This is a genomic window from Aeromicrobium chenweiae (assembly GCF_003065605.1).
GTDB lineage: Bacteria > Actinomycetota > Actinomycetes > Propionibacteriales > Nocardioidaceae > Aeromicrobium > Aeromicrobium chenweiae.
Genome location: NZ_CP026952.1, coordinates 730,182 through 754,566, shown reverse-complemented (window position 1 = coordinate 754,566; position 24,385 = coordinate 730,182). Strand labels below are relative to the sequence as shown.

General features: G+C 70.2%; 24 protein-coding genes and 1 tRNA gene. 4 read left to right on the top strand and 21 right to left on the bottom strand.

The features are described from left to right. Positions 1-25: 25 nt before the first annotated feature. From C3E78_RS03725 to C3E78_RS03710, 4 genes are all read right to left on the bottom strand, one after another. The gene (locus tag C3E78_RS03725; protein ID WP_108577045.1) at positions 26-904 is read right to left on the bottom strand and encodes a TatD family hydrolase; all 879 of its coding nucleotides are present in this window, start codon (positions 902-904) and stop codon (positions 26-28) included. After that, positions 901-2,478 carry a methionine--tRNA ligase gene (gene metG, locus C3E78_RS03720; protein ID WP_108577044.1) on the bottom strand — a complete coding sequence of 526 codons (1,578 nt, stop codon included), beginning with the start codon at positions 2,476-2,478 and terminating at the stop codon, positions 901-903. Before metG ends, C3E78_RS03725 begins: the two co-directional genes overlap by 4 nt. A 32-nt stretch (positions 2,479-2,510) precedes the next feature. Then, entirely contained in the window at positions 2,511-3,338 is an 828-nt protein-coding gene (gene rsmI / locus C3E78_RS03715) for a 16S rRNA (cytidine(1402)-2'-O)-methyltransferase (RefSeq protein ID WP_108577043.1), read from the bottom strand. A 132-nt stretch (positions 3,339-3,470) separates the two neighbouring features. Then, positions 3,471-4,424 (bottom strand): hypothetical protein, encoded by a 954-nt coding sequence (locus C3E78_RS03710; RefSeq protein WP_108577042.1) that lies wholly within the window; start codon positions 4,422-4,424, stop codon positions 3,471-3,473. Between the two features lie 249 nt (positions 4,425-4,673). On the opposite strand from C3E78_RS03710, the gene C3E78_RS03705 reads away from it, so the two are divergent. Beyond that, the gene (locus C3E78_RS03705) at positions 4,674-6,227 is read left to right on the top strand and encodes a dolichyl-phosphate-mannose--protein mannosyltransferase (RefSeq protein ID WP_108577041.1); all 1,554 of its coding nucleotides are present in this window, start codon (positions 4,674-4,676) and stop codon (positions 6,225-6,227) included. Between the two features lie 13 nt (positions 6,228-6,240). Here C3E78_RS03705 and C3E78_RS03700 read toward each other — a convergent pair whose 3' ends face one another. Continuing rightward, positions 6,241-8,508: an EAL domain-containing protein gene (locus tag C3E78_RS03700; RefSeq protein ID WP_108577040.1), complete on the bottom strand. Its 2,268-nt coding sequence runs from the start codon at positions 8,506-8,508 to the stop codon at positions 6,241-6,243. Positions 8,509-8,663: 155 nt separating this feature from the next. On the opposite strand from C3E78_RS03700, the gene C3E78_RS03695 reads away from it, so the two are divergent. Genes C3E78_RS03695 through C3E78_RS03685 form a run of 3 tightly spaced genes read left to right on the top strand, consistent with a single transcriptional unit; the run spans position 8,664 to position 11,211 of the window. Further along, a complete protein-coding gene (locus tag C3E78_RS03695) occupies positions 8,664-10,001 on the top strand; it encodes a PKD domain-containing protein (RefSeq protein WP_108577039.1) in 1,338 nt (445 codons plus the stop codon). Beyond that, positions 9,998-10,783 carry a MotA/TolQ/ExbB proton channel family protein gene (locus tag C3E78_RS03690; RefSeq protein WP_159085803.1) on the top strand — a complete coding sequence of 262 codons (786 nt, stop codon included), beginning with the start codon at positions 9,998-10,000 and terminating at the stop codon, positions 10,781-10,783. The genes C3E78_RS03695 and C3E78_RS03690 overlap by 4 nt, the downstream gene beginning before the upstream one ends. Continuing rightward, positions 10,780-11,211, top strand: a complete 432-nt coding sequence (locus C3E78_RS03685) for a DUF2149 domain-containing protein (RefSeq protein WP_108577037.1) — start codon at positions 10,780-10,782, stop codon at positions 11,209-11,211. Before C3E78_RS03690 ends, C3E78_RS03685 begins: the two co-directional genes overlap by 4 nt. A 3-nt stretch (positions 11,212-11,214) precedes the next feature. Here the strand turns inward: C3E78_RS03685 and C3E78_RS03680 are convergent, their stop codons facing one another. The 16 genes from C3E78_RS03680 to C3E78_RS03600 all read right to left on the bottom strand — a co-directional run bounded on the left by C3E78_RS03680 (position 11,215) and on the right by C3E78_RS03600 (position 24,352). Beyond that, positions 11,215-11,823 (bottom strand): TetR/AcrR family transcriptional regulator, encoded by a 609-nt coding sequence (locus C3E78_RS03680; protein WP_108577036.1) that lies wholly within the window; start codon positions 11,821-11,823, stop codon positions 11,215-11,217. Then, positions 11,820-13,013, bottom strand: coding sequence for an NAD(P)/FAD-dependent oxidoreductase (locus C3E78_RS03675; protein ID WP_108577035.1), 1,194 nt, complete (start codon positions 13,011-13,013; stop codon positions 11,820-11,822). Before C3E78_RS03675 ends, C3E78_RS03680 begins: the two co-directional genes overlap by 4 nt. 7 nt (positions 13,014-13,020) lie before the next feature. Further along, the gene (locus tag C3E78_RS03670) at positions 13,021-13,185 is read right to left on the bottom strand and encodes a rubredoxin (RefSeq protein ID WP_108577034.1); all 165 of its coding nucleotides are present in this window, start codon (positions 13,183-13,185) and stop codon (positions 13,021-13,023) included. Further along, a complete protein-coding gene (locus C3E78_RS18700; RefSeq protein ID WP_108577033.1) occupies positions 13,182-13,448 on the bottom strand; it encodes a rubredoxin in 267 nt (88 codons plus the stop codon). The genes C3E78_RS03670 and C3E78_RS18700 overlap by 4 nt, the downstream gene beginning before the upstream one ends. 1 nt (position 13,449) lies before the next feature. Next, entirely contained in the window at positions 13,450-14,643 is a 1,194-nt protein-coding gene (locus C3E78_RS03660) for an alkane 1-monooxygenase (RefSeq protein ID WP_108577032.1), read from the bottom strand. A gap of 125 nt (positions 14,644-14,768) precedes the next feature. Beyond that, positions 14,769-16,451, bottom strand: coding sequence for a pilus assembly protein TadG-related protein (locus tag C3E78_RS03655; RefSeq protein ID WP_108577031.1), 1,683 nt, complete (start codon positions 16,449-16,451; stop codon positions 14,769-14,771). Between the two features lies 1 nt (position 16,452). Then, positions 16,453-16,932 (bottom strand): TadE family protein, encoded by a 480-nt coding sequence (locus C3E78_RS03650; protein WP_159085802.1) that lies wholly within the window; start codon positions 16,930-16,932, stop codon positions 16,453-16,455. A 10-nt stretch (positions 16,933-16,942) separates the two neighbouring features. Further along, a complete protein-coding gene (locus tag C3E78_RS03645) occupies positions 16,943-17,818 on the bottom strand; it encodes a type II secretion system F family protein (protein WP_108577029.1) in 876 nt (291 codons plus the stop codon). A gap of 8 nt (positions 17,819-17,826) precedes the next feature. Continuing rightward, positions 17,827-18,759: a type II secretion system F family protein gene (locus tag C3E78_RS03640; protein ID WP_108577028.1), complete on the bottom strand. Its 933-nt coding sequence runs from the start codon at positions 18,757-18,759 to the stop codon at positions 17,827-17,829. Between the two features lie 2 nt (positions 18,760-18,761). After that, on the bottom strand, positions 18,762-20,141 hold the full coding sequence (locus C3E78_RS03635) for a TadA family conjugal transfer-associated ATPase (RefSeq protein ID WP_235833809.1): 1,380 nt from the start codon (positions 20,139-20,141) through the stop codon (positions 18,762-18,764). Continuing rightward, a complete protein-coding gene (locus C3E78_RS03630) occupies positions 20,138-21,334 on the bottom strand; it encodes a CpaE/TadZ family protein (RefSeq protein ID WP_108577027.1) in 1,197 nt (398 codons plus the stop codon). Before C3E78_RS03630 ends, C3E78_RS03635 begins: the two co-directional genes overlap by 4 nt. Beyond that, entirely contained in the window at positions 21,331-22,005 is a 675-nt protein-coding gene (gene cpaB, locus C3E78_RS03625) for a Flp pilus assembly protein CpaB (protein ID WP_159085801.1), read from the bottom strand. The genes C3E78_RS03630 and cpaB overlap by 4 nt, the downstream gene beginning before the upstream one ends. Before the next feature lie 96 nt (positions 22,006-22,101). Beyond that, a complete protein-coding gene (locus C3E78_RS03620) occupies positions 22,102-22,299 on the bottom strand; it encodes a Flp family type IVb pilin (RefSeq protein ID WP_108577025.1) in 198 nt (65 codons plus the stop codon). A gap of 342 nt (positions 22,300-22,641) precedes the next feature. Further along, positions 22,642-22,717 (bottom strand) — tRNA-Ala (locus tag C3E78_RS03615). A 57-nt stretch (positions 22,718-22,774) separates the two neighbouring features. Continuing rightward, complete coding sequence (gene sepX, locus C3E78_RS18180) at positions 22,775-23,692, bottom strand: divisome protein SepX/GlpR (RefSeq protein ID WP_159085800.1); 918 nt, start codon at positions 23,690-23,692, stop codon at positions 22,775-22,777. Positions 23,693-23,794: 102 nt separating this feature from the next. Continuing rightward, entirely contained in the window at positions 23,795-24,352 is a 558-nt protein-coding gene (locus C3E78_RS03600) for a GNAT family N-acetyltransferase (RefSeq protein WP_235833810.1), read from the bottom strand. Between the last annotated feature and the right edge of the window lie 33 nt (positions 24,353-24,385).

Below are 24,385 nucleotides of genomic sequence, written 5' to 3'. Positions count from 1 at the left end.
CACGATAGCCAGCACCTCGGTGTGGTCAAGTGCGCTGTGCCCAGGGTCCGCCGAAGGCCCGATCGGTGTTGGCGTCGATGTCCCGGCAGAGCTCCTCGGCCGTTTTGCCTGCGATGCCAGCCATGAACCGGACTGTGAGCGGGACCAGGAACGAGGCGTTCGGCTGGCCGCGGTGCGGTGTCGGTGTGAGGAAGGGCGCATCAGTCTCCACGAGGATACGGTCCGCCGGTGTCACGCGGAGCGCCGCTCGCAGGTTCTCGGCGTTCTTGAAGGTCACGGTGCCCGCGAAGGACAGGTACGCGCCCCGATCGAGGCAGGCGCGGGCGAAGTCGGCGTCCCCGGAGAAGCAGTGCATGACGACCCGGTCGGGCACTCCCTCGTCGTCGAGCACCGCGATCACGTCGTCGTGCGCGTCCCGGTCGTGGATGACCAGCGTCTTGTCGTGCCGCTTCGCGATGCGGATGTGCTCCCGGAACGAGACGTGCTGTGCCTCGCGGCCGTCCACGCCCGTGCGGAAGTAGTCCAGTCCCGTCTCACCGATGGCTCGCACGTGGTCGCCGGACTGGGCCAGCCGGTCGATCTCGGCCAGCGCGGCGTCGAGCTCACCGGCTGCGGCCAGCACCGGCGCCTCGTTGGGGTGCAGCGCGACCGCCGCCACCACCGACTCGTACGCCGCCGCGGTGTCCACGGCCCACTGCGAGCCCTCCAGGTCGCAGCCGACCTGCACGATGCGGGTCACGTTGACCGCCGCGGCCCGGTCGAGCGCCTCGTCGACGGGGATCAGCAGCCCGCCCTCGACACCCTTGCTGTACGCGCGGTGGTCCAGGTGGCAGTGGTTGTCGACCACCGGGGACGGCAGCGCCTCCGGTGTCTCCGGCCAGCCGGCCGTGAGGGGCTGCGTCACTCCGCGACCTCGATGCGGGGGAACAGCGACGGCGGCTTGGTGATGGTCGTGCCGGCGGGCAGCTGGTCCCACGCGGCGACGGCGTCGATGCGCTGGTCGGCGAGCGCGCCCAGTGCGCCTTCGGCCCCGAGCGCGTCCCACAGGGCCGCGCACGCCTTGGGCATGACCGGGTTGAGCAGGACCGCCAGGACGCGGAGGCCCTCGGCGGTGGTGTTCAGGATCGTCGCCAGACGATCGCCGTCGGGATCCTCCTTCGCGACCTTCCACGGAGCCTGCTCGGTGATGTAGCCGTTGAGGCCGTCCACGATCCGCCAGATCGCGGCGAGCGCGTCCTGCGGGGCGACCGCCTCGATCGCGGCGTCCGCATCGCGTACCGCCTCGGCCACGGTGTCGATCACGACGGTCTCGGCGTCGGTCCGCGCGCCGGGTGCGGGCAGCGTCCCGTCGAAGTACTTGCCGATCATCGCCGCGACACGAGACGCCAGGTTCCCGAAGCCGTTGGCCAGCTCGGCGTGATAGCGGGCGCTGATGTCCTCCCACGAGATCGACCCGTCGGAGCCGAACGTCAGGGCGCGCGCGAAGTAGTAGCGGTAGGCGTCGGAGCCGAACGTGCCGACGATCTCGTCGGGACGGATGCCGTTGGCCTTGGACTTGCTCATCTTCTGCCCGCCGACCAGCAGCCAGCCGTGCGCGAACACCTGGTGCGGCACGGGCTGTCCGGCCGCCATCAGCATCGCGGGCCAGATGACCGCGTGGAAGCGGGCGATGTCCTTGCCGACGATGTGGATGTTGGCCGGCCAGATCTTCTCGAACCGGTCCGGGTCGCTGCCGTAGCCGATCGCCGTCACGTAGTTCAGCAGCGCCTCGACCCAGACGTACATGACGTGCTTGTCGTCCCACGGGACGCCGATGCCCCAGTCGAACGTGGAGCGCGAGATCGACAGGTCCTTGAGGCCGCGCGACACGAACGAGATGACCTCGTTGCGGGCCGACTCGGGCTGGATGAACGTCGGGTTGGCCTCGTAGAAGTCGAGCAGCTTCTGCTGGTAGTCGCTGAGCCGGAAGAAGTAGTTCTCCTCCGTCATGTGCTCGACGCGGCTGCCGTCCAGGGTCGAGACCTTGAAGCCCTCGTCGTCACCCTCGCCGTCCGCGACGTCGTCGTCGCCGACGAACTCCTCGCTGCCGACGCTGTACCAGCCGCTGAACGAGCCCTTGTAGACCGCGTCCCGCTGGTGCAGGTCCTGCCAGAACGCCTGCGAGCCCTCGAGGTGGCGCTGCTCGGTCGTGCGGATGAAGTCGTCGTTGGCGACGTCGATGGTCTCCAGGAGCGGCTTCCACTCCTCCTCGACGAGCTTGTCGACCCACTCCTGCGGGGAGACGCCGTTGGCCTCGGCCTTGCGCAGAACCTTCTGGCCGTGCTCGTCGGTGCCGGTGAGGTACCAGACGTCCTCGCCGCGCTGGCGGTGCCAGCGGGTGATGATGTCGCCCATGACGGTCGTGTAGCCGTGCCCGATGTGGGGCGCGTCATTGACGTAGTAGATGGGCGTGGTGACGTAGAACGTTTGGTCGGACACGCCCCCAATCCTAGTGGGGTCCGCGCAGGGACCTACGAGTGCGCGGCGTCGTAGACGTCCTTCTTGCGGACACCCGTCTCGCCGGCGACCTGCTCGATCGCGTCCTTGCGGCTGAGGCCCTCGCCCTGGCGGGCGGCGACGAGGTCGCGCAGGTCCTCGGGGGCGTACGTCCTGGCCTCGGCGACCACTCCCCCGACGACGATCGTGACCTCGCCGCGGACGCCCTGCTCCTGACCGGCCGCCCACTCGACGAGCTCGCCGAGGCCTCCGCGGGCCACCTCCTCGTACGTCTTGGTGAGCTCGCGGCAGACCGCCGCCGGGCGGTCCGCGCCCCAGACCTCCGCCATCGCGCGGAGCGACGTCTCGGTGCGGTGGGGCGACTCGAAGAACACCATGGTGCGGCGTTCCGTCGCGAGCTCGGTCAGGGCACGGGTGCGCTCACCGGCCTTGCGGGGCAGGAAGCCCTCGAAGCAGAACCGGTCGACCGGCAGCCCGGAGACGGCGAGCGCGGTGAGCACCGCGGACGGTCCCGGGATCGCGGTGACCGGCACGTCCGCCTCGATCGCGGCGACCACGAGGCGGTAGCCGGGGTCCGACACGCTCGGCATGCCGGCATCGGTCACCAGGACCACGGTCTGTCCGTCCGCCAGCATGGTCGCGAGCTCGGGGGTGCGGCGTTCCTCGTTGCCCTCGAAGTACGACACCACCCGGCCGCCGATCTCCACGCCCAGCTCGGAGGCGAGCCGCTTCAGCCGGCGGGTGTCCTCGGCCGCGACGACGTCCGCGGAGACGAGGGCCTCGGCGAGGCGTCCGCTCGCGTCGGCCACCTGACCGATCGGTGTCGCAGCGAGGATCAGCATGACCCCATCCTCTCAGCCGCACCTTTCCGGCGGGCGCGGTGCTTCTGCCACCTTTCCCGGGGGGCGCGGTGCTTCTGCCACCTTCTCCGGCGGACGCGGTGCTTCTGCCACCTTCTGGGGCCGATTCGGGCCTCATACGGTGGCGTACGCACCGCGCCTCGGGGTCAGGGGCGCGAACAGCGAGCTCCAGCGCGCGCCGAACGCCGGGGCGGGGCCGTCGTACCCGCGCCGCAGCAGCAGGCCGTGGACCCGCAGCACCATCGCCCGCGGCCGAGCGAGCCGTTCGTTGGTGACCTGGAAGTAGTCCCACCCGATGCTGCGGAACCCGCCGTACCGGTCGATGTCGCGGGCGAACTGGGACACGTCGAGAGCGTGCTGCCGGCCTTCGTACTCGATCAACAGCTTCCACCGCCGGTAGACGAGGTCGCCGATCCCGACCAGGACGCCCGCCGAGTCGTGGATCTCGGCGTTGACCTCGGGCGTCGGGAGACCCGCGAACGCCAGGATCGAGCGGGTCCCGGACTCCTTCGGCGAGCAGGACCGGGCATCGAGGTTGGGCATGACGACGAGCACCTCGGCGGCCCCGGGCCGCCACGCCGACGTGCGGACGAACTCACCGAGGGACTCCAGGGACATGTGCCCCGTGCGCAGCATCCAGTCCCCGATCACGATCAGGTCGATCAGGCGCTCGGTCGTCGCCAGCGACACGAACACCGCCTCGGCACAGACCCCGGCCCCGTCGTTCGGTGGCATGCGCACCGTGCGATGCAGGGTGATGCCTTCGACGACCAGATGCAGGTCGCGAGGCACGACGAAGTGCAGGGGCTCCAGCTCGCCGTGCTCGTAGCCGAGCTCTCGCAGCCGGGTGACGTGGGTCGTCCTGGCGTCATCCGGCAGGTTGCGTCGAGCCGCGGCGATCCGCTCGGTGGACGAGATGTCGAGCTCCGCGAGGCAGTAGACCCGCGGATAGACCTCGCGGAAACGGTCGTGCTCGAGCATCCGACCGGAGATCCCGGCGGCCCGCGCCTCCTGCAGGCTGAACGTGCGGTCGCGGAGATGCTCAGGGACCGGTCTCGGGGTGCGCATGCTCCCAGCCGACCGCGGATCCGGCCCGGTCGGGAGCACGCGCTGCCGGACCTGTGGACGCCGTCCCGGGCGGCCGGAGCTGTGGATCCGCAGGAGGCGCGGTGCGTGTGCCACCGTCTCGCGCCGAATCGGGCCTCATACGGTGGCATACGCACCGCGCCCCGCGGAAACGGTGGCGTACGCACCGCGCCCCCCGGAAACGGTGGCGTACGCACCGCGCCCCCCGGGCGGAGGTCCTAGTCTTGCGGGGTGACGTCCCTGAGCCGCCTGTCGCCGTACAGGTGGACCGACCGCGTGTGGGGTTGGATCGGGCCGATCGGGGTCGCCCTGCTGGCGTTCGTGCTCCGGGTCTGGAACGTCGGCTACCCCAAGGCGTTCGTGTTCGACGAGACCTACTACGCCAAGGACGCCTGGTCGCTGCTGCAGCACGGGTACGTCCTGGACTACACGGACAAGGCCAACGGTCAGATCCTCAAGGGCGACCTGTCCAACATCTTCACCGACGAGCCGTCGTGGATCGTCCACCCGGACGGCGGAAAGTGGCTGATCGCCCTCGGGGAGCAGCTGTTCGGCTTCGACTCGTTCGGCTGGCGCATCTCCGGTGTCGTGGTCGGCGCGCTGACGGTCCTGGTGCTGGCCCGCCTCGTGCGGCGGATGACCGGCTCCACCCTCGTCGGCTGTCTCGCCGGCCTGCTGCTGACCGTCGACGGCATGCACTTCGTGATGTCCCGGCTCTCCCTGCTCGACGTCTTCCTGGCGTTCTGGATCGTCTGCGGCGTCGCCTGCCTCGTGGCCGACCGGGACTGGATCCGTGCGCGCCTCGACCGGTACCACGCGTTCCGGCCCTGGCAGCTCGCCGCCGGCGTCAGCCTCGGCATGGCGTGCGCGACCAAGTGGAGCGGCGTGTACGTCCTGGCGGCGTTCGGCCTGACGTGCGTGGGGTGGGAGGTCCTGGCCCGGATGCGGAACCCCCGCACCGCGATGCACCACGGCTGGGTCCGCACCACGTTGCGGGTCGGCGTCCCCGCGTTCGGCTCGCTCGTCGTGCTGGCCGGTGTGGTCTACCTCGTCTCGTGGACCGGTTTCCTCGTGCACCACGAGGCGTACGAGGCGAGATTCGGCCATGGCTACGGCGACTACTCCAAACCCTGGGGCGCGTACGTGGACCGTCCCACGTCCGGCTTCCTGGGCGAGACCTGGGACGCCCTGCGCTCGCTGTGGCACTTCCACGTCATGACATTCGACTTCCACACCAAGGAGATCACCAAGGCCGAGCCCCACCCGTACCAGTCGAACCCGGGCGGATGGCTCCTGCAGTGGCGGCCCGTGGGCGCGGACGCGCAGTTCGACCTGCCCAAGACCACCCGGTGCGGGCAGGCCGCCGGGACGACGTGCGTCCGGGAGATCCTCATCCTCGGCAACCCGGTCATCTGGTGGTCCGGGGCGGCCGCCCTGCTGGGCGCGGTCGTCGCCTGGATCTACACCCGCCGGTGGACCTGGGGCGTGCCGGTCATCGGCGTCGCCGCGTGCTGGCTGCCCTGGTTCCTCAGCACCGACCGGCCGATCTTCTCCTTCTACGCCGTCACGATCGTCCCGTTCACGATCATCGCCCTGTCCCTGGTCGCGCACGCACTGCTGCAGCTGCGCTCCTCACCGCGCCAGACGTACGCGGGGGCCCTGATCACCGGCCTGTACGTGGTCGCCGCCGTGGTGGCGTTCTGCTACTTCCACCCGATCTGGACCGACACCCTCATGCCGTACGCCGAGTGGCGCGACCGCATGTGGCTGAGCCACTGGATCTAGGCCGGGACGGCGCTCAGGCGGTCGTGCTGCTCGGCAGCTGCGGCGCCAGGCCGTGGACGCGGAACCGCTCGGCCATCGTGACGCGGTCCTCGGGCATCCCGAAGAGATAGCCCTGCAGGTGCGTCGCTCCGGCGTCGCGCAGGAGCTCGATCTCCACCTCTGAGGTGACGCCCTCGGCGATCACCCAGAACCCCAGCTCCTCGAGCATCGCGGTGGTCCGGGTCACCACCAGTGTCTGACGGGGGTTCGCCAGGTCCGTGAGCAGGTTGCGGTCGAGCTTCACGATGTCGACCCGTGGCAGGTACAGCGAGCCGAGCCCGGCGAACCCGGACCCGAAGTCGTCGATCGCGATCAGCACGTCGGCGTCCTGCAACCGGGACGTCACCAGGGCGTTCGCGTCCGTCCAGTCGCCGATCGAGTTCTCGGAGATCTCGACGACCACCCTCAGGCCGTGCCGCTCCCGGCACTCGGCGATGCGTTGCAGGAGCGGCGACCAGACCATCATCTGCTCGAGCTCGAGGTTGATCGAGAACACCTCGAGGGTCGGGACGTGCCGGCGGCACTCGAGCACCGTCCTGATGGCCTGGTCGAGGACGAGCGCGGTCATGTCGTCCAGCATGTTCAGGCGGATCGCCGACTCCACGATCACCGGCGGCGGGATGGATCCGAGCTGCGGGTCGGTGCAGCGCACGAGCGCCTCGAGACCACGGATCTCGTCGGCCACGAGGCCCACCATCGGCTGGTACGCGGTCCACAGCGTCCCGTCGACGATCGCGTGGCGGACGGCGTCGTCGATGCGCGACGTCACCTCGGGGTCCGCGGCATGGATCGCCCGCTTGCGCTGGTACATCTGCTGGTCGGCCGCCCGGACCAGCGCGACGAGGTCGTCGTCGGGGCTCGACGACAGCGCGGCTCCGATGCTGGCGCGCAGACGGATCGTGCTCTCCCCCACCAGCACGGGCTCGGCCACGAGGGCGGTCAGGCGCTCGCACTCGACCGTCAGAGCCGCGTAGTCGTGGACGTCGCGGACGAGCACCGCGAACTCGTCACCGCCGTAGCGGGTGATCGCGCGGGCGTCGCCGGTGTGCTCGAGCAGCCGCTGCGCCACGGCACGGATCGCGGTGTCCCCCACCACGTGCCCGAAGCGGTCGTTGATCTTCTTGAAGCCGTCGAGGTCGATGAAGACGATCGCGATCGACTCCCCCGGACGGCGGGTGCCGCTGACCTCGGCGAGCACCTCGCGGAAGTACGTGTACGTCGACAGCCCCGTCAGGGCGTCGATGTTGAGCCTCTCGCGCAGGTGGTCGATCTGTCCGGCCTCGCGCCGGGACGTCTCGGACATGTGGGCCAGCGCCTCGAGCACCCGCCGCTCGACGTCGGTGAACGGACGGTCCCCGGACTTGCGCTCGGCGACCGCGAACCGGCCGTCCGCCAACGGCACGCTCAGGTCGCCGCGCGTTCCGGGGTCGTCGCGGACGTCGACGGTCTCGGCCCGGATGCCCTTGGCACCCCACCGGCCCAGCGCGCAGTCGATCTCGTCCCGTCGCCACGGCATCGCCACGGCCGCCCCCGACAGCGCCGCCACGCTACGGTTGAGCTGGACGTTGCGCAGGAACAGCCCCACCGCCACCGCGACGAGTCCCAGCATCACCACGACCAGGCTCGGCACGGCCGGCGAGGAGATGCCGGCATCCGCGCGGCGCAAGGTGGCGAGGAGGCACGCGAGGTAGAAGATCGCGAGACCGACCGCGAACGCCCACGTCCATCGCAGCCGCAACGGGTGGTCGTCCCCGGTCGAAGCGGCCAGCCGGGCGCGGACGACCTCCAGCAGGCAGATGACCACGAAGTACGCGACGAGGCCCGCGAACACCCCGTCGAACGGCGCGAAGTGGAGATCGGTCACCTGGGCCACGCGGAGCAGGGCTGCCCCGCCGAGGACCTGGATCGCGGCCCGGAACTGGCCCCACGTCTCGTCGCGGTGGAACGCGACGTACGACACCGCGACCAGGACCGCCCAGATCGGCAGGATCGACGCGTGGCGCTCGACGTCGGCCGAGAACAGCACGGCGGCGGACATGCCCAGGGTCAGCTCGGTCTGCCCACGCGAGACGGTGATCTGCGTGCGTACCGCGAACGGCACCAGCAGGAGGGCGAGGATCGACACCGCGGTGAGATCGGGCGGACCGGTGCGCCACTGGAAGGTCCGGAACGCGACCGCGACGACCGCGACAGCGATCACGACGACCTCAAAGCGCCGCTCACCGCGCGTACGCACCGTCATGCTTCCCCTTCGTGATCACCCCGGGCGCGTCACATACTACGGTCGAGCCCGGCCATCGACGCCTCCGCGATCGTCGAGGCCCGGAAGTCCCTCGCCCGTGACGCCGTGATGAGGGAGGATGTAGGCGTCACCTGAGCCGTCGGAGGGAGTACCTGATGAGAGTCGTACGCCGTCGTCACGCTGCCCTTCTCGCGGGCCTCGCCCTCGCGGCCACCAGCCTCGGCCTCGCGCCGGCCTCCGTGTCCGCAGCACAGTGCCCGGACGGAAGCTCCGCCTGCGTCGTCGTGAAGGTGGTCAAGACCGTGAACGGCAAGCAGACCGTGCTGCATGCCAAGACGGTGGGCATCGACGAGTTCGCGGGCCTGTCCGACTTCAAGGACCCGGCGCCCGTGCAGTACTTCAAGCGCCGCAACCTCGACGGCAAGGTCTCCAACGGGCCCACGATCCAGCCCAACCGCGGCATCTCTCTGCGCGCCCTGCTGGCTGCGACCGTCGGCAAGAACGATCCGGCGGTGGCGACATTCTCCGAGGCGCCGAATGCCGGAGGAATCCCGTCGGTCCTCTCCGACGCGGAGCTCGCCGAGCCGACTGGCGAGAGCTACCCCTTCCTCGACGATCTCCAGCCCGCCGTCTACCGCTCCGGGGGGCAGATCGGCTACGTCCGTCCGCTGCGCGACGAGAAGAGCGACGTCAACGCCTCCGACATCTTCAAGGTCTCCGGCCCACTCGAGCTCACGTTCCACACCACCGGCACGTTGCTGGAGCCGTCGGTCACGGTCGGCAAGACGGAGGTCACCACCAAGACGGAGAACAGCTTCTCCATCTCGTACGCGAAGAAGCCTCGGACCCGCATCCTGAGGACGCGGTGGGACTTTGGTGACGGCTCGGTCAAGGGCACGAAGCGCGAGAGCCCGGTCAAGCGGTACGCCAAGAAGGGCACCTACCCGGTGGCGGTGAGCGTCTACGGCGCAGACGGGTCGTACGGCCGTTCGTCCGCGGTCCAGATGACGGTGGAGAAGCCACCGAAACCCCCCAAGCCCAGCACCGGAGGCAGCGGAGGCGGCACCGGTTCCGGCAGCGGCGGCGGCACCGGCGGCGGCACGAGCGGCGGGTACGTCCCGCCGTACGACCCCGACCCGATCGTCCCGGAGCCGATCGTCCCCGACCCCGTCGACCCGCCGTCCGACACGGGCCCCGAGCAGGACATCCCCGACGGCGAGCCGACCGAGACGACCCCGCTCGACGACGGTCTGGAGGAGGTCGAGGGCTACGTGCTGGCCGGCGCCGAGATCGTCCCCGGCGGCTCGCCGCAGGCGATCCCCGGCACCCAGGACTCGAGCAGGCCGACTCCCCCGACCCAGACCGCCCTCCGCAAGCGCATCGCGACCTGGGTGCTCGCCGGTCTCACGATCGCGTTGCTCGTCGGCGCCGGTGCCGCGAGTGAGACACGATGGTTCCGAGACAGACTGCGCCCACTCAGGAGACGTGCATGAGCGACAAGATCTACGACATCATCTTCCGCATCGCTGAGGTGCTGGAGCTCCCAGTCGTGATCCTCACCCTGCTCGCCCTCGCCGTCGCCCTGGTCGAGGTCGGCGCACTCATCACCGAGCTGTTCAAGCGGCGCCGGCGCACGTTCTCGGCGCTGGCGAAGGCCGGCGCCTCCGCCCGTCGCGCGGTCGACGAGGGCCGCATGGACGAGGCGTCGGCGCTGCTGCAGACCGTCGCCTGGTCCAGCCCCGTCGGCAAGGCGTTCAAGGTCCTGGTCGGGGCGGTCGACAAGCCGGGCGCCGACACGCGCATCGCGAAGGAGCTCGCCGACTTCGACTTCGGACGCCAGGCCCGACTCAGCCGCACCCGCCTGCTGGTCCGTCTCGGCCCGGCCCTCGGCCTCATGGGCACCCTGATCCCGCTCGCGCCGGCCCTCGACGGCCTGGCCCGCGGCGACGTCGACGCGCTGACCGACAACCTGCGTCTGGCCTTCAGCATCACGGTGCTGGGCATCCTCATCGGCGTCATCTCGCTGGCGCTCTCGCTGCTCCGCGAACGCCTGTACGGCCAGGACTTCTCCGACCTCGAGTACGTCGCGGCGATCCTGACCGACGACGGCTCCGCGGCCGCGTCGATCGCGCAGAACAGCCGCACCGTCCCGGCCGCGTCGACGACACCGGCGCACCCGGCCACGACCTCCGAGACCGTGTCGCTGCCGCCGCTGGTGCCGCCCGCCCCGCCGGCTGCCCCCGCGTCGAGCGGCGGGACGGAGTACTCCTCATGATCAAGGTGACGCCCCGGGCACGGGTCCACCAGGACAGGGCGGGCGACCCGCTCGACGGCCTGGTCAACATGTTCGACATCGGCATCGTCCTGGCGGTCGGCTTCCTCATCGCTGCACTCTCGTCGCTGGGACTGTCCGGCGCGGTCAACGAGGGCGGCCTGACCAAGCCCGCGATCGGCGAGGTGACGGTCAAGCCCGGCGAGACGGTCGAGGACGTCCCCGACGAGGGCGTCAAGACGGTCGGCCGCGGCACCCCCGTCGGCACCGTCTACCGGCTCGCTGACGGCCGTCTGGTCTACGTCACGGACGACGGCACCACGGCGCCGGTCGAGCCGGACGCCGCGCCGAGCACGCCGACCCCGGACGTGCCGACGGTCCCCACGGCCCCGGCCCCGGACGTGCCGACGGTCCCCACGCCGGCTCCCTGACGGTCAGTCCGCCGCTGCGGCGCCCCGCAACGCCAGGCCGACGATCCAGGCGATGTCGGCGGCCGCGTCCGCGGGTGACTTCGACGGCCGGGTCAGGGCGGACAGCACGAGGCGTACGACCGACTCCACGGCGACCTCCAGCTCGTCGCTGGTGAGCGGGGTCGCGGGGAAGAGCTCGTCGATGCTCTGCCGCACCACCATGACCGCGGCCTCCACGATCTCGCCGGACTCGGTGGTCAGGATCTGCAGCAGGTCGGTGTCCTGCTCGCCCGGAAGGGATCCCACGACCGTACGGACCAGCACACTCTGCTGGCCCATCTCGAGAGCGCCCTCGCAGGCGGCCCGGATGCCCTCCACCAGGTCGTCCGCGTCCGCCATCCGCTGGCGCACGACGCCGAGGAACCGGTCGAGCTCGCGCAGGGCGAGCTGCTCGGCCAGCCCGTGCTTGGTGCCGAACTCGTTGTAGACGGTCTGGCGACTGACTCCGGCGGCCTCCGCGATGCCGGCCATGGTCACGGTCGACCAGCCGGTCGACTCGATCACGTCGTGGGCGGCGTCGAGCAGCCGCTCGCGGACGGGTGAGGCCCCCGCGGTCCCCGACGCGGCGGTCACGCCTCGGGCTCCAGCACCTCGTCGAGCCGGGCCTGGTCCGCGATCCAGGCGCGCGCGGTGCGGATGTCGCGGGGGCGGCCGACGGAGACCGCGCCACGGACGATGCCGTCGTCGAGCAGGTACGCGATGAAGTCGCGCTCGGCGATCGATCCACGGACCTCCATGTCGTGCGATCCCTCGGGCCAGCCCGCCACCTGCAGGTTGACGCCGTACTGGTCGGACCAGCACCACGGGACCTCGACGAACGCGTCGTCGCCACCCGCCATGACCTTGCCGACCGCGGTGCCGTGGTTCTGGGCGCCCTGCCAGTGCTCGACGCGATGGCGTCCGCCGAGCACGCCGTTGGGCTGGTTGGCGACGTCGCCGGCCGCGAACACGCCGGGAGCCGACGTACGACCGCGGTCGTCCACCGCGATGCCGCCGCCGTCGGACGCCGGGGCGATGCTGATCCCGGCGGCCTCGGCCAGCTCGACGTGGGGCTCCATCCCGACCGCGACCACGACGACCGGGGCGGACCATGTGCGCCCGTCGATCGAGCGGACGACCGTCGTCCCGTCCTCGTCACGGATCGACGAGACCATGACGTCGGTGTGCAGGTCGGTGCCCTCGGTCTTGTGCAGGTCCGCTGCCATCTCGCCGAGGGCCGTGGGCAGCAGCCGTGGCAGCGGCAGGGAGGCGGTCTCGAGCAGCGTCACGTCGCAGCCGAGGCCTCGGGCGCTGGCAGCGATCTCCGAGCCGATCAGCCCGGCGCCGACGACGACCACCGGTCCGCCGACCGACAGCTCGTTCTTCAGCCTCGGCACGTCGGTGAGCCCGCGGAGGGTGCGCACCCCGGCCGCGTCCCACGGGCTCCGCGCCCGCCCACCGGTCGCGAGGAGGAGGTGGTCGTACAGCAGCGGCTCGCCCTCGCTCAACCGGACCGCCCGCGCATCGGTGTCGATCGCCGTGACGGCGGTGCCGGTGTGCAGCACGACGCCCTGCTGCTCGTACCACTCGGCCTTCTTGATCCGGATCTCGTCGGCGGTCTTGTCACCGCGGATGATCTCCTTGGAGACCGGTGGGCGCCGGTACGGCAGGCCGGGCTCGTCGCTGACCAGGTCGATCGCTCCGTCGTACCCCGCCGACCGGAGTGCGGCGGCGGCGCTCACGCCGGCGATGCCGGCTCCGACGATGACGGTGCGGTGGGTCATCGAGCGCTCAGAGCTCCACCATCACGAAGTCGGCCTTGGCCGCACCGCAGTCGGGGCACGTCCAGTCCTCGGGGATGTCCTCCCACTTGGTGCCGGGCGGGATGTTCTCCTCTTCCCAGCCCTCGGCCTCGTCGTAGATGAAACCGCACTGCTGGCATTCCCAACGCTTCATGAACCGTCTCCTGGTGTCGTGGTCTGGGGTGTCGTGGTCTGTGGTGTGCCGCGCAGCTCGGCGGCGATGATGTTGCCGTCCTGGTCGTTGCGCTCGAACTCCTCGATCGGCAGGAAGTCGACCTGCTCGCGCACGCCGCAGTCAGGGCACGTCCAGTCGGGGTCGATGTCCGCGAACGCCGTGCCGGCCGGCCAGCCCTCGCGCGGGTTGCCGTCCTGCTCGTCGTAGACGTACTCGCAGTTCGGGCAGATGAACTGCGCCATCTCAGACGCCCACCTTCCCGTACGTGCGCTCGTACCTGGCGGCCGTGCGCGGGTGGAGGTTCGTGCGGGACAGGTCGCCGTCGTAGTGGTCGAGCACCTTCTTGTCCATGACCGACCTCCAGATCTGCGGGACCCACGACAACACGATCATGCCTGCGTAGCCCGTGGGCAGCACCGGCGCCTCCTTGAAGTCCCGGAGCGCCTGGTAGCGCCGGGTCGGGTTCGCGTGGTGGTCGCTGTGGCGCTGCAGGTGGTAGAGCAGCACGTTGGTGCCGATGTTGTTGGAGTTCCAGCTGTGGCTCGGGTTGACCCGCTCGTAGCGGCCGGACGCGAGCTTCTGGCGCTTCATGCCGTAGTGCTCGAGGTAGTTGACCGACTCCAGCAGCCAGATGCCCGCGATCGCCTGCAGCACGAGGTAGGGCAGGATCTCCCAGCCGAATGCGATCATGACGCCGCCCCACAGGACGACCGAGAACGCCCAGGCGTTCAGGACGTCGTTCTTGATCGACCAGTGCGACGTCTTCAACCGTGCGAACCGCTTCTTCTCCAGCTCCCACGCACTGCGGAGGCTGCCGGCGACCGTACGAGGCATGAACTCCCAGACGGTCTCGCCGAGCCGTCCGCTGGCGGGGTCCTCGGGGGTCGCGACGCGCACGTGGTGACCGCGGTTGTGCTCGATGAAGAAGTGGCCGTAGAACGTCTGGGCGAGGGCGGCGCGGGCGAACCAGCGCTCGTACTCCTCCTTCTTGTGGCCCAGCTCGTGTGCGGTGTTGATGCCGATGCCGGCGACCATGCCCAGGCTCAGGGCCAGGCCGATCCTGGCCGCGACGCTCAACGGGTCGTCGATGCCGGGCAGCGTGCCGCCGCCCAGCAGGTACGCGCCCCAGATGAAGCCCGCGACCTGCACCGGGATGAACGCATACGTCACCCACCGGTAGTAGCGGTCGGCCTCGATCGCCTCGAGGAGCTCCTCCGGCGGGTTCTCCGAGTCGCGCCCGACGATTAGGTCGAGGACCGGGATGACCACGAACACGAAGAAGGGTCCGAAGAACCAGACCAGGTCCGAGCCGGTGAGGGCGAACAGCCCCCAGATGCCCACGGGGATCAGCGGCACGATGGCCCCGATGATCCACAGGTAGCGCTTGCGGTCGCGCCACTGGATGACCGTCCCGTCGACGGTGGCTTCGATCGTCATGGTGATTCCTCTCGCGCACTCTGGGAGAAGTGCTTTACAAGAAGGTAGCGAATGTAAAGCGACCTGACAAGGGGTTGCCAATCTGCCCCTGCCCTGAAGGCCGGGGCTGGGACGCGCGAGGAGTGCTATCCGACGAGCCGGACGGTCTGGCAGTCGATGGTCCCGTGGACCGCGACGTCGGTCTGCGCGATCTTCACACCCAGCAGGCCGAGGACCGGGTAGAGAAGCGTCGACAGGAGGGAGTTGACGGGCCCGTTGACGAGAGGTGTGACGATGCCGTCGACGATCGCCTCGAGCAAGGGATCGAGCAGCAGGCCGAGCAGGCCACCCAGGGGGCTCCCGTCGAGCAAGGAGATCTTCGTGCCCTTGAGCTGCAGGTTCAGGACGTTCGAGTCCGCTGACACCGACTGGGAGGGGATGTCGGTCCCCGTGGTCGAGCTGGTGAAGGTGAGGTCCTTGGGGCCACCCTGCGCCAGCGCCGCGCCGATCTGGACCTTTGCCGCGAGGACCTTGTTGCCCAGCAAGGGACTCAGGAGCCACAGGATGGGACCGAGCACCGGCAGCTTGCCCCATTGGCCCACCTCCAGGCTGAGCAGTCCGAGACTGTCCGGGACCGAAGGGCCGTAGACGGAGGCGACACCTGTCTTGGCGTTGATGACCGCGCTGCTGGTGGAACCGCACGCGATGTTCGTCAGCGTTCCCTCTCCGCGGCCGAGATCGATGCCGATGTCCAGCAGCACGTTGGCCGCCCCGATGGAGAGCGGGTCGACCCCGGCCTTCAGGTGCACCTTGACCTGGGCGCTCCTGGCTGTCACCCCCGCCTTGCCGCACGCCACCCGCGGAGGCTCCGTGATCGTGACGGACAGGTCCTCGACACCGCCGATCCCCGGGATGTTCAGCGACAGTCCCTTGACGTCCACCGCGTTGCTGCCGTTGGCCGCGAAGATCGCCGCCGTCACGATGTCGAACACGTCGATCTTCGCGCCGAGACCTGCCTCGTTCGCGACGTCGAGGTCGAGGATCCTGGCGAGGTTGACCGAGACGCCGGAGATCTGCACCCCGATGGCTCGCAGCACCTCGGCCTGGGCTGTGTGACCGTTCTTCGACAGAGCCGTGGCGGACGCGAGGACGAAGTCGTAGAGGCTGACGCTGGTCTTGCCGAGGAGCGCCTGCGGCGTCACCGCACCCAGCTCGATCGCGATGTCGGCTAAGGGCACCTCGATGCCCTTCACGTCCAGCAGGCCCGCTGGGTTGAGCACACCCAGCCTGATCCGAAGGATCGAGTCGAGGAGGGGGCCGAGCGCCCCTGTCGACGTGTCGAGCGTCAGTGCGGACGGGGACACCGAGAAGCACACGGTCGGGTCGGCCGCCGAGGCGATGGACGACCGTGCCGCTTGGCCGTCGCCCGGCACGAACGCGAAGCCGACCGACGTGGCGGAGATGACCTTCACCGCGGTCGGGACGGCGCCGCCCGAGACGGGGGTGAACTCACCCGTCGTGCTGTTGACCGTGCCCAGCACCGGTGTCACCGCGGGGGCCTTGCCGACGGTGCTGGAGTTCTGGGCCAGCGACTGGGTCAGGACTCGGTCGAACGCCGGGTCGGCCAGGATCGTCGCTGCGCTGCGTCCCTTGAGCTGGCGCGCGAGGTCCAGCGCCACGGCGTCCGACAGCGACTGCATGTCGCGCCGGGCTACGCGCTGCACGCCGAGGTCGACCGCGAACGCGGTGAACGTCAGCAGCACCGTCATCAGCAGCACGACCATCACGAGCACGGTGCCGCGCTCGTCCTGCCGACGTCGGAGGCCCACGTCAGTTCACTTCCACGACGGCGGTGTAGCTGAGGTTCTCCGGAAGCGTGATGCCGAGGCCGGGGAAGGACGAGATCAGCGGATGGGCGCGGTACGCGTGCGTGACCGTCACGACCGCGCAGCGACGCGACGAGTCCTGCGGGCAGGCCGTGCTCGTCTGGATCGAGCACGAGCCGCTGGCCGCTCCGTCATGCCTCAGGACGCCGCCCGCGCAGCTGACGCCGTAGCTGCCCATCGCGTCGTTGAGGGCCGTGGTGGCCTTGGCCAGCTTGGCCGCCGCCGGCATCCCCGACGGGACGATGGCCGCCGCGCGGGCGGCCTCGCTGGCGCCCTGGCTGAGGCCCTGGCGGTAGCTCAGCATGTAGCCGTAGCTGATGATGCCGAAGATGAGCGCCACGAGGACCGGGAGGATCAGCGCGAACTCGACCATCGCGGCGCCGCGGTCGCGGTCGTCCGCACGCCGGGTCGAGGGGCTCGTCATCCCCTCCGCCTCAGTTCCTCGCATACGCGGACACCACGGCGGGGCCGAGCACGATGATGAACAGGACGGGCAGGATGCACGACATGAGCGGCAGCAGGATCTTGACCGGGACCTGCTGAGCCCGGGCCTCGGCGCGCATGCGCCGCGAGAGGCGCATCTCGGTGGCCTGGGTGCGGACGACGGACGAGATGGAGATGCCGTACTGCTCGGCCTGTACGAGCGCCTTGGCGAACCCCTTGAGCTCGTCGACCGAGGTGCGGTCGGCCAGCGCGGCGTACGCGTCGCGGCGCGACATGCCGAGGGACACGTCCTGCAACAGCCGGACGATCTCGTCCTTGAGCGGACCTTCGTTGCTGTCGGCGACCTTGGTCAGCGCCTGCTCGAAGCCGACGCCGGCCTCGATCGAGATGACGATCTGGTCGAGCATGTCCGGCAGGGCCTTCTGAATCGCCTCCTGCCGCTTGACCGCGGAGTTGTAGATCAGCAGGTCCGGCACGAAGTACGCCAGGACGACCGCCCCGAGAGCCACCAGGACGACCAGCAGGGACGTCGAGCTGCTCAGCAGGACCCACGCGAAGAGCACCCCGAGCAGCGCAGCGACGGGCTTGGCCACGATGACCCGGCGCAGCGGCCAGCCGTCGGGACGCCCGGCGAGGACGAGGTTGCGCTCGATGCGGCGGATCAGCGTGGGCGCCGTGAGCCTCGCCAGGATCCCGTCGGTGGACACGTCGGCGCGCAGTCGCTGCCAGCCCTTCTCGCGCACCTCGGGCGCCGCCAGGGCACGAGCCCGGTGGCGCAGCGTGGCCGACGGCAGCATGACCAGGCCGCTGGCGACCGACAGCACCGCGACGGCGGCCAGGATGAGGACGAGTCCGAGAACGAGCACCAATCCCCCTAGAAGTCGATCTTCACGACGGAGCGCATCCACAGGCCGCCGAGCACGTACATGACCGCGCTGCCCAGCAGCAGCAGCTTGCCGATCGCGGTGCCGACGAAGACCGTCATCGTCTCGGCGCTCACGACGGTGTAGTAGAGGCCGATCAGCACCGGCAGGGCCATCAGGATGACCGCCGACAGGCGCCCCTCCGCCGACAGGGACTTGACCTGCATCCGGATGTGGTGACGCTCCCGGATCGTCTCGGCCACCTGGTCGAGGATCTCGTTGAGGTTGCCGCCGGTCTCGCGCTGCGCCGCGATCGCCCCCGCCACCCAGACGAAGTCCTGCGAGCGCATGCGCTCGGCCACGGTCTCGAGCGACTCCACCAGGTCCCGTCCCAGCCGGTTCTCGTTCACGACGCGTGCCAGCTCGGTGGACGTCGGGGCATCGGTCTCCCGCGACACCGCGTCCAGCACCCGGGGGAGGCTGTGCCCGGCCCGCAGTGACGCTGCCATCATCTGCAGCGTCTGCGGCAGCTGGGCGGCGAACCTGTTGCACAGCCGGGTGCCGCGGATGCTGAGCCAGGCCTTCGCGGCGAACGGGACCAGCGCACCGAGCAGGATGCCCACGAGGGCGTTCGCGAGGACGAGACCGAGGGCGAACATCGCGACCGTGACACTGAGGATCAGGACCACGAGACGCGGGACCGGCGTGGACACTCCCGCGAGCTCGAGCTCACGAGCACTGAACGGACGCCACCCGCGGCGGCGCAGGACGGACTCGACGCCCACCACCAGGCTGTCCGTGACGCGCGAGAGCGCCGTCTCACGCGGCTTCAGCGACAGGGCCGCGACGCGATCCGCGGGCACCCGACCGACCGGGGCCCCGCCGAAGGCGACGAATCCCGCGACGATGGCCCCCATGATGAGCAGGACGCCGAGGAGGAGCACGGTCAGGCCTCCCTGGTCACGTTGAGGCTGGCCAGGTCGAACGGGATGCCGAGGTCGTCGAACCGCTCGCTGAAGCGGGGACGCACACCGGTCGGCAGGGCCTGGCCCAGGAACCGGCCGTGCTGGTCGACCCCTGCGGCGAAGTCGAACACGAACACGTCCTGCAGGACGATCGTGTCGTTCTCCATGCCGTGCACCTCGGTGACGTGCGTGATCCGGCGCGAGCCGTCACGCAGCCGGCCGATCTGGACGATCAGGTCGACCGCCGAGGCGGCCTGCTCGCGGATCGCGCGCAGGGGCAGGTCCATGCCGGCCATGAGCACGAGCGTCTCCAGGCGCGCCATCGCGTCCCGCGGGGAGTTGGCGTGCAGCGTCGACAGCGAGCCGTCGTGGCCGGTGTTCATCGCCTGCAGCATGTCGAGGGCCTCGCCGCCGCGGCACTCCCCCACCACGATCCGGTCCGGGCGCATGCGCAGCGCGTTGCGCACCAGGTCGCGGATGCGCACCTCGCCGCTGCCCTCGATGTTCGGTGGGCGGCTCTCCAGCCGGACGACGTGGGGCTGCTGGAGCTTGAGCTCGACGGCGTCCTCGATCGTCACGATGCGCTCGCCGCGCGGGATGAACCCCGACAGCACGTTCAGCAGCGTCGTCTTGCCGGTGCCGGTGCCGCCGCTGACGAGGATGTTGAGCTTGGCCTGGACGCACGCGTGCAGCAGGTGCGCCATCTGCTCGGACATCGTGCCGAAGCCGACCAGGTCGCTGACGCTGAGCGGGTTGCGGGAGAACTTCCGGATGGTCAGCGACGAGCCGTCGACCGCGAGAGGCGGGATGACCGCGTTGACGCGCGAGCCGTCGGCCAGTCGCGCGTCGACGAGGGGGGACGACTCGTCGATCCGGCGGCCGACCTTCGCGACGATGCGCTCGATGATGCGCCGCAGGTGGGCCTCGGAGCTGAACCGGGCCGGGGACGCCTGCAGCCGGCCGTGCCGCTCGACGTAGACCTGGTTGTACGTGTTGACCATGATCTCGGTGATCGAGTCGTCGTCGAGCATGCGCTGCAGCGGGCCGAGACCGATCGCGTCGTCCTGGACCTCCCGCATCAGCCGCCGCCGCTCGTCCGCGGTCAGCAGGGTCTCGGCCGCGACGATGCCGCCCAGCTCGTCCCGCACGAGCTCGTGCAGCTGGCCCTCGGTCAACGTCGAGTCGTTGACCCGGGTGCCGAGCCGCTCGAAGAGCGCCTCCGAGGCCCGCGCCTTGACCTCCGCGAAGCCGTCCGTGACCGACGCCATCGCGTCCGCGCTGTCGAACGCCTCGTCCTGAGGGGCGTCGAGGTCGGCGAGCGTCCGCTCGCGGATCGCGTCGAGCCGGTCGCTGAGCCTCACACGACCTCCAGCCGCTTGTGCCCGCGCCGGGACTCCGCGACGCGGGCGCCGGTGAAGATGCGCTTGCCGAGGACCTTGATCGACTTCACGAACGGCCCGGACTTCGAGCTGACCAGGACCGGGACGCCGCGGTTCGAGGCGATCGGGATGTCCTTGCTGCGGGGCAGCACGACGTCGACCGGCGCACCCAGCACGGCCTCGACGTCCTTGATGCGCAGGCCGGAGGCCTTGTCGGCGAAGTTCACCACGACGTGCTGCGACGCAGGCAGCAGGCCCAGCTCGGTCAGCAGCTGCATCTCCCGCTGCACGCTGCGCAGGCAGGCGACGTCCATCGTCGTGACGATGACCGCGTCGTCCGTGCACTCCAGGGCCGCGAGGGTCGCGTCGTCCAGGCCCGCCGCGGTGTCGATGACCACGTAGCGGAACTGGTCCTGCAGCTGGCGGATCAGCTGCGCCACCTGCTCCCCGGTCACCTTGTCGTTCGCCGCCGGGGAGTCCGCGCCGCACAGCACGTAGAAGCCGGCGGAGTGGACGGTGAGGTAGGTCTTCAGCAGCAGGTTGTCCCGTGCGCCCAGACCGAACGCGTCCTTCAGCGTGTACGTCGGCTTCAGGTCCAGGACGGTCGTCAGGTCCCCGAACTGCAGGTCGAGGTCGACCAGCACCGTCTCCATCGGCGCCTCCCGGGCCAGGGCGACGGCGAGGTTGCTGGAGATGCTCGTCTTGCCGACCCCGCCCTTCGGCGACAGCACGGTGATGGTCCGCGACGTGAACTCGGTGGGCGCTGCCGCGGCGACCGGCGACGTCGCTGCGGCGCGACCGGCGTCGGCCCGCGCGTCGAGCCGGTCCCGCAGGCCCGCCAGCACCGACGGGTCGTCGAGCGACGCGCCCAGGTCGCGGATGCCGACGCGCATCGCGTCGAGCATGGTCTCCTTCTCGACCGCGGCGATCAGCACCATGTCGATGTCCGGCCGGACCGCGTGCACCTCGGCCGCCATGCTCAGCGACCGTGCGACCGGCAGCGCCGAGCTGAAGACGATCGCCTCGGGCAGCGTCACGGGGTCGAGACCGCGCAGCAGGCTGGCGGACGTGCTGGAGACCGACTCGACCGACAGCGCCACGGCCTGGTGGCCGATCGCCGCGCTCATCCGCGCTGCGGTCTCGTCGTCGGCGCCCACGATCAGTGCGATGCTCATGACAGGACGTCCTTCGACGTGATCGCCTTGCCACCGCGGGTGTCGGTGTCGTCGTTCTGCTTGCTCAGCCAGATCTTGCCGAACTCGAGCGTGTGGACGAGCTTCTCGGCGTCGAGGGTCTTGACTGCCACCGTCACAAGGGTCCCGGCCGCGTCCTCGGCCCCGGCCACGCCGTTGTCGACCCGGAGCACGAGCAGGTTGTTGATGGGGTTGCCGGTGGCCCCGTCGTAGCTGGAGAACACCCCGACCCGGTCCCCGGCCTTCACCGCCCCACCGACCAAGCGGGCACCGGAGACGGGGATCGTCAGCTCCTGCATGCCCTTGGAGAGCGTCAGGTCCTCCTTGACCGTCTCGGCCGCGCCGAGCTTGGCGGTGCTGAGCTGATCGCCCGGCACCAGCGCGACGACGGCGACCTGGCCGGCCAGGTCGTCCAGGCTCGTGACCGCTCCGGGCACGAGCGCTGCACGGGGCACGCGGGCGGTCTCCAGGCTGTCCGACAGCTCGCTGACCGGCGTGCCCGCCGGGACGTCGGCGGTCGCGCGCAGCACGGGGACCATCTCGGTGCCCTCGAACGCACGGTCGTCGGCACCGTTCGCGTACGACACCAGCGCCGCGACGCCGAGCACGGCCAGCAGCACGGCCACGGCGACCGCCAGGTATTGCTTCTTCACGTCGTCTCCCTCAGGACTTGAAGCAGGGGACGCGGTGCGGCAGATCCCTCATCTGCCGCACCGCGTGGCGACCCGCTCGAGCGGGCCGCGGAGGGATCAGAGCTGATCCGTGATCTTCGTGAACTGCGTGTTGATGTCCTTACCCAACAGGGCGACTACAGCGATGATGACCCCGGCGATCAGGGCCACGAGCAGGCCGTACTCGACTGCGGTGGCGCCCTTCTCCTCACGGCGATCCTTGGCCTGGAACATCGTGGCCGAGATGAAGGCAAGGGCGTAGCTGAACTTGGACATGGTGCTCCCTCATGCGTTGTGCGCCGGCCCGGGTCGGGCGGCGGCTCCCAACGAGGAAACCTAAGTCCGGGACTAAGGTCCCATTGTCATTTGGACGAGAAATGGTCCGAAAGAACTATGAAAGACAGTTCGTCACGACCATGCTTTCATCCGGCGGACCCACCGCTCATGACCTAGCCGCCGGCGGCCGCGTCCGAGTCCCCGCTGAGCCGTTCGTCGAGGCCGTCCACCGCTGCCTGCCGCTTCCTCGCCTCATCGATCGCCTGCCGCAGCGCCTCGTCCCGCACGGCCCATGTCCCGGAAATGCGAGAAGGCCCGACCGGTGACGGTCGGGCCTTCTACTGGTGGAGCATAGGAGATTCGAACTCCTGACCTCTTCGATGCGAACGAAGCGCGCTACCAACTGCGCCAATGCCCCAGGTCTTGTGTTGCGGTGCACTCACCGTGCGAGTGCTCCGCAACTTTATCAGGCCCTTCAGTGGCCCACCGCGCGGCGTTCCTCTCCCGCGTCGTCGACCCGCTTCGGCAGCTCGACATCCTCGCCCTCGATGTGTCCGGAGGTCCAGGTGTTGGGCTGGGAGAAGTCGATCGTGCGGACCGTGCGGCCGGCCCGCGGCTTGGTGACGTATGTCGGCAGGGTGACGGGCAGCGGGTCCCACAAAGCGTCGCCGGAGGACGAGATCGACGGCACCGCGATGACGATCTGGTCGTCCAGGGCGTCCGCCTCGAGGTCGACGACCTCCATCTCGTGCTTGCGGCCCGGGTCGATGTCCTCGAAGAGGCCGGAGACGATGATCGTCTCCTCGTCCGCCGAGGAGACGGGCTTGGCCTTGGGGCTGGACTTCGCCTTGCCCTTCGCGCCGGTACGAGCGGCCGGCCGGGACGTGTCGGCGGTGGCACGCGGCTTCTTGTCGCGCGCGATGCCTCGCTCGCCCCGCACCTGGATGCGGCAGGCCACGAGCCACGCAGCGACCAGCGCGACGGGGGCTGCGATCGCCGGCATCGGCAGGACACTCGCCACGGCGAGCGCGACGACGACGGCGGTGAGGCCCAGCAGGGTCAGGAGGGTGCGACGGCGGCGGCGTGCGGCGAGCCGGGCGGCCGGTCGGTCGAGGGCGCGCTCGGGCGCCGCCTTCTCGGCCGGTGCAGTCTTGGCGGTCGCAGTCTTGGCGGTTGCAGTCTTGGCGGCCGGCGTGTCGGCGGTCGCCCGCGCAGACGGGGCCGCAGGTGCGGCCGCGGGCTGCGGCTTCGTGATGACGCGGCTGAGTGCGCCGGTCGTCTCGATGGACTCGTTCTTGGTGGCGTCGTCATAGCGGCGCAGGGCAAGCGGAATGAAGTACGCCGCCCAGACAACGACGACGAACGCGATGATCAACCCACTGCTCGGACCCACGGTCAAAACGGTAGGCCGTCGCGACCCCGTTCAGGCGCACCCGCCGCGTGTGTCGCAGGAGAACTTCTGTGGCGGATGTGGTCGGGGCCCGAAAAGGTCGGCTCAGGACGCGTCCGGGGCCGCACCGGGGGCCTGGAGCCGGGCCATCAGCCCGCCCGGCACGTCCTCGGCCAGGACCTGGAAGATCCGGTGATCGCGCCACTCCCCCGCGATGTGCAGGAACCGCCGGGCCACCCCGACCTCGCTGAAGCCGAGCTTCTCGACGACCCGCAGGCTCGCGCCGTTCTCGGGCCGGATCGCGATCTCGATGCGGTGCAGTCCCACCGTGGTGAGCAGGTGGTCGCAGACGAGGGCGACCGCGGTGGGCGTGATGCCCCGACCCGCGTGGCTGCGCGAGACCCAGTAGCCCAGGTTGGCCCAGCGGGCCGAGCCCCAGGTGATGCCGTTCACGGTGAGCATCCCGACGAGCTCCCCGTCCCAGGTCAGCGCGAAGGGCATCGCGTGGCCCTGCCGCGCCCTCCGGCGCAGCGTGCTGATCATGCCGACGTACGAGCTCGCAGGACTGCCGGCCTCACGCGGCAGCGTGGCCTCCCACGGACCCAGCCACTCGGCGTTCTCGCTGCGCAGCCGCGCCCACGCCCGCGCGTCACGACGCCGCACCGGTCGGACCCCCACCGAGCCGTGCCGCAGCTC

Excerpts from the sequence above, each read along its gene's own strand:
- C3E78_RS03700 (WP_108577040.1), bottom strand. The coding sequence starts at position 8,508 with ATGACGGTGCGTACGCGCGGTGAGCGGCGCTTTGAGGTCGTCGTGATC.
- C3E78_RS03650 (WP_159085802.1), bottom strand. The coding sequence starts at position 16,932 with ATGACGAGCCCCTCGACCCGGCGTGCGGACGACCGCGACCGCGGCGCC.
- C3E78_RS03695 (WP_108577039.1), top strand. The coding sequence starts at position 8,664 with ATGAGAGTCGTACGCCGTCGTCACGCTGCCCTTCTCGCGGGCCTCGCC.
- C3E78_RS03670 (WP_108577034.1), bottom strand. The coding sequence starts at position 13,185 with ATGAAGCGTTGGGAATGCCAGCAGTGCGGTTTCATCTACGACGAGGCC.
- C3E78_RS03690 (WP_159085803.1), top strand. The coding sequence starts at position 9,998 with ATGAGCGACAAGATCTACGACATCATCTTCCGCATCGCTGAGGTGCTG.
- C3E78_RS03660 (WP_108577032.1), bottom strand. The coding sequence starts at position 14,643 with ATGACGATCGAAGCCACCGTCGACGGGACGGTCATCCAGTGGCGCGAC.
- C3E78_RS03710 (WP_108577042.1), bottom strand. The coding sequence starts at position 4,424 with ATGCGCACCCCGAGACCGGTCCCTGAGCATCTCCGCGACCGCACGTTC.
- C3E78_RS03630 (WP_108577027.1), bottom strand. The coding sequence starts at position 21,334 with ATGAGCATCGCACTGATCGTGGGCGCCGACGACGAGACCGCAGCGCGG.
- C3E78_RS03620 (WP_108577025.1), bottom strand. The coding sequence starts at position 22,299 with ATGTCCAAGTTCAGCTACGCCCTTGCCTTCATCTCGGCCACGATGTTC.
- rsmI (WP_108577043.1), bottom strand. The coding sequence starts at position 3,338 with ATGCTGATCCTCGCTGCGACACCGATCGGTCAGGTGGCCGACGCGAGC.
- C3E78_RS03685 (WP_108577037.1), top strand. The coding sequence starts at position 10,780 with ATGATCAAGGTGACGCCCCGGGCACGGGTCCACCAGGACAGGGCGGGC.
- C3E78_RS18700 (WP_108577033.1), bottom strand. The coding sequence starts at position 13,448 with ATGGCGCAGTTCATCTGCCCGAACTGCGAGTACGTCTACGACGAGCAG.
- C3E78_RS03675 (WP_108577035.1), bottom strand. The coding sequence starts at position 13,013 with ATGACCCACCGCACCGTCATCGTCGGAGCCGGCATCGCCGGCGTGAGC.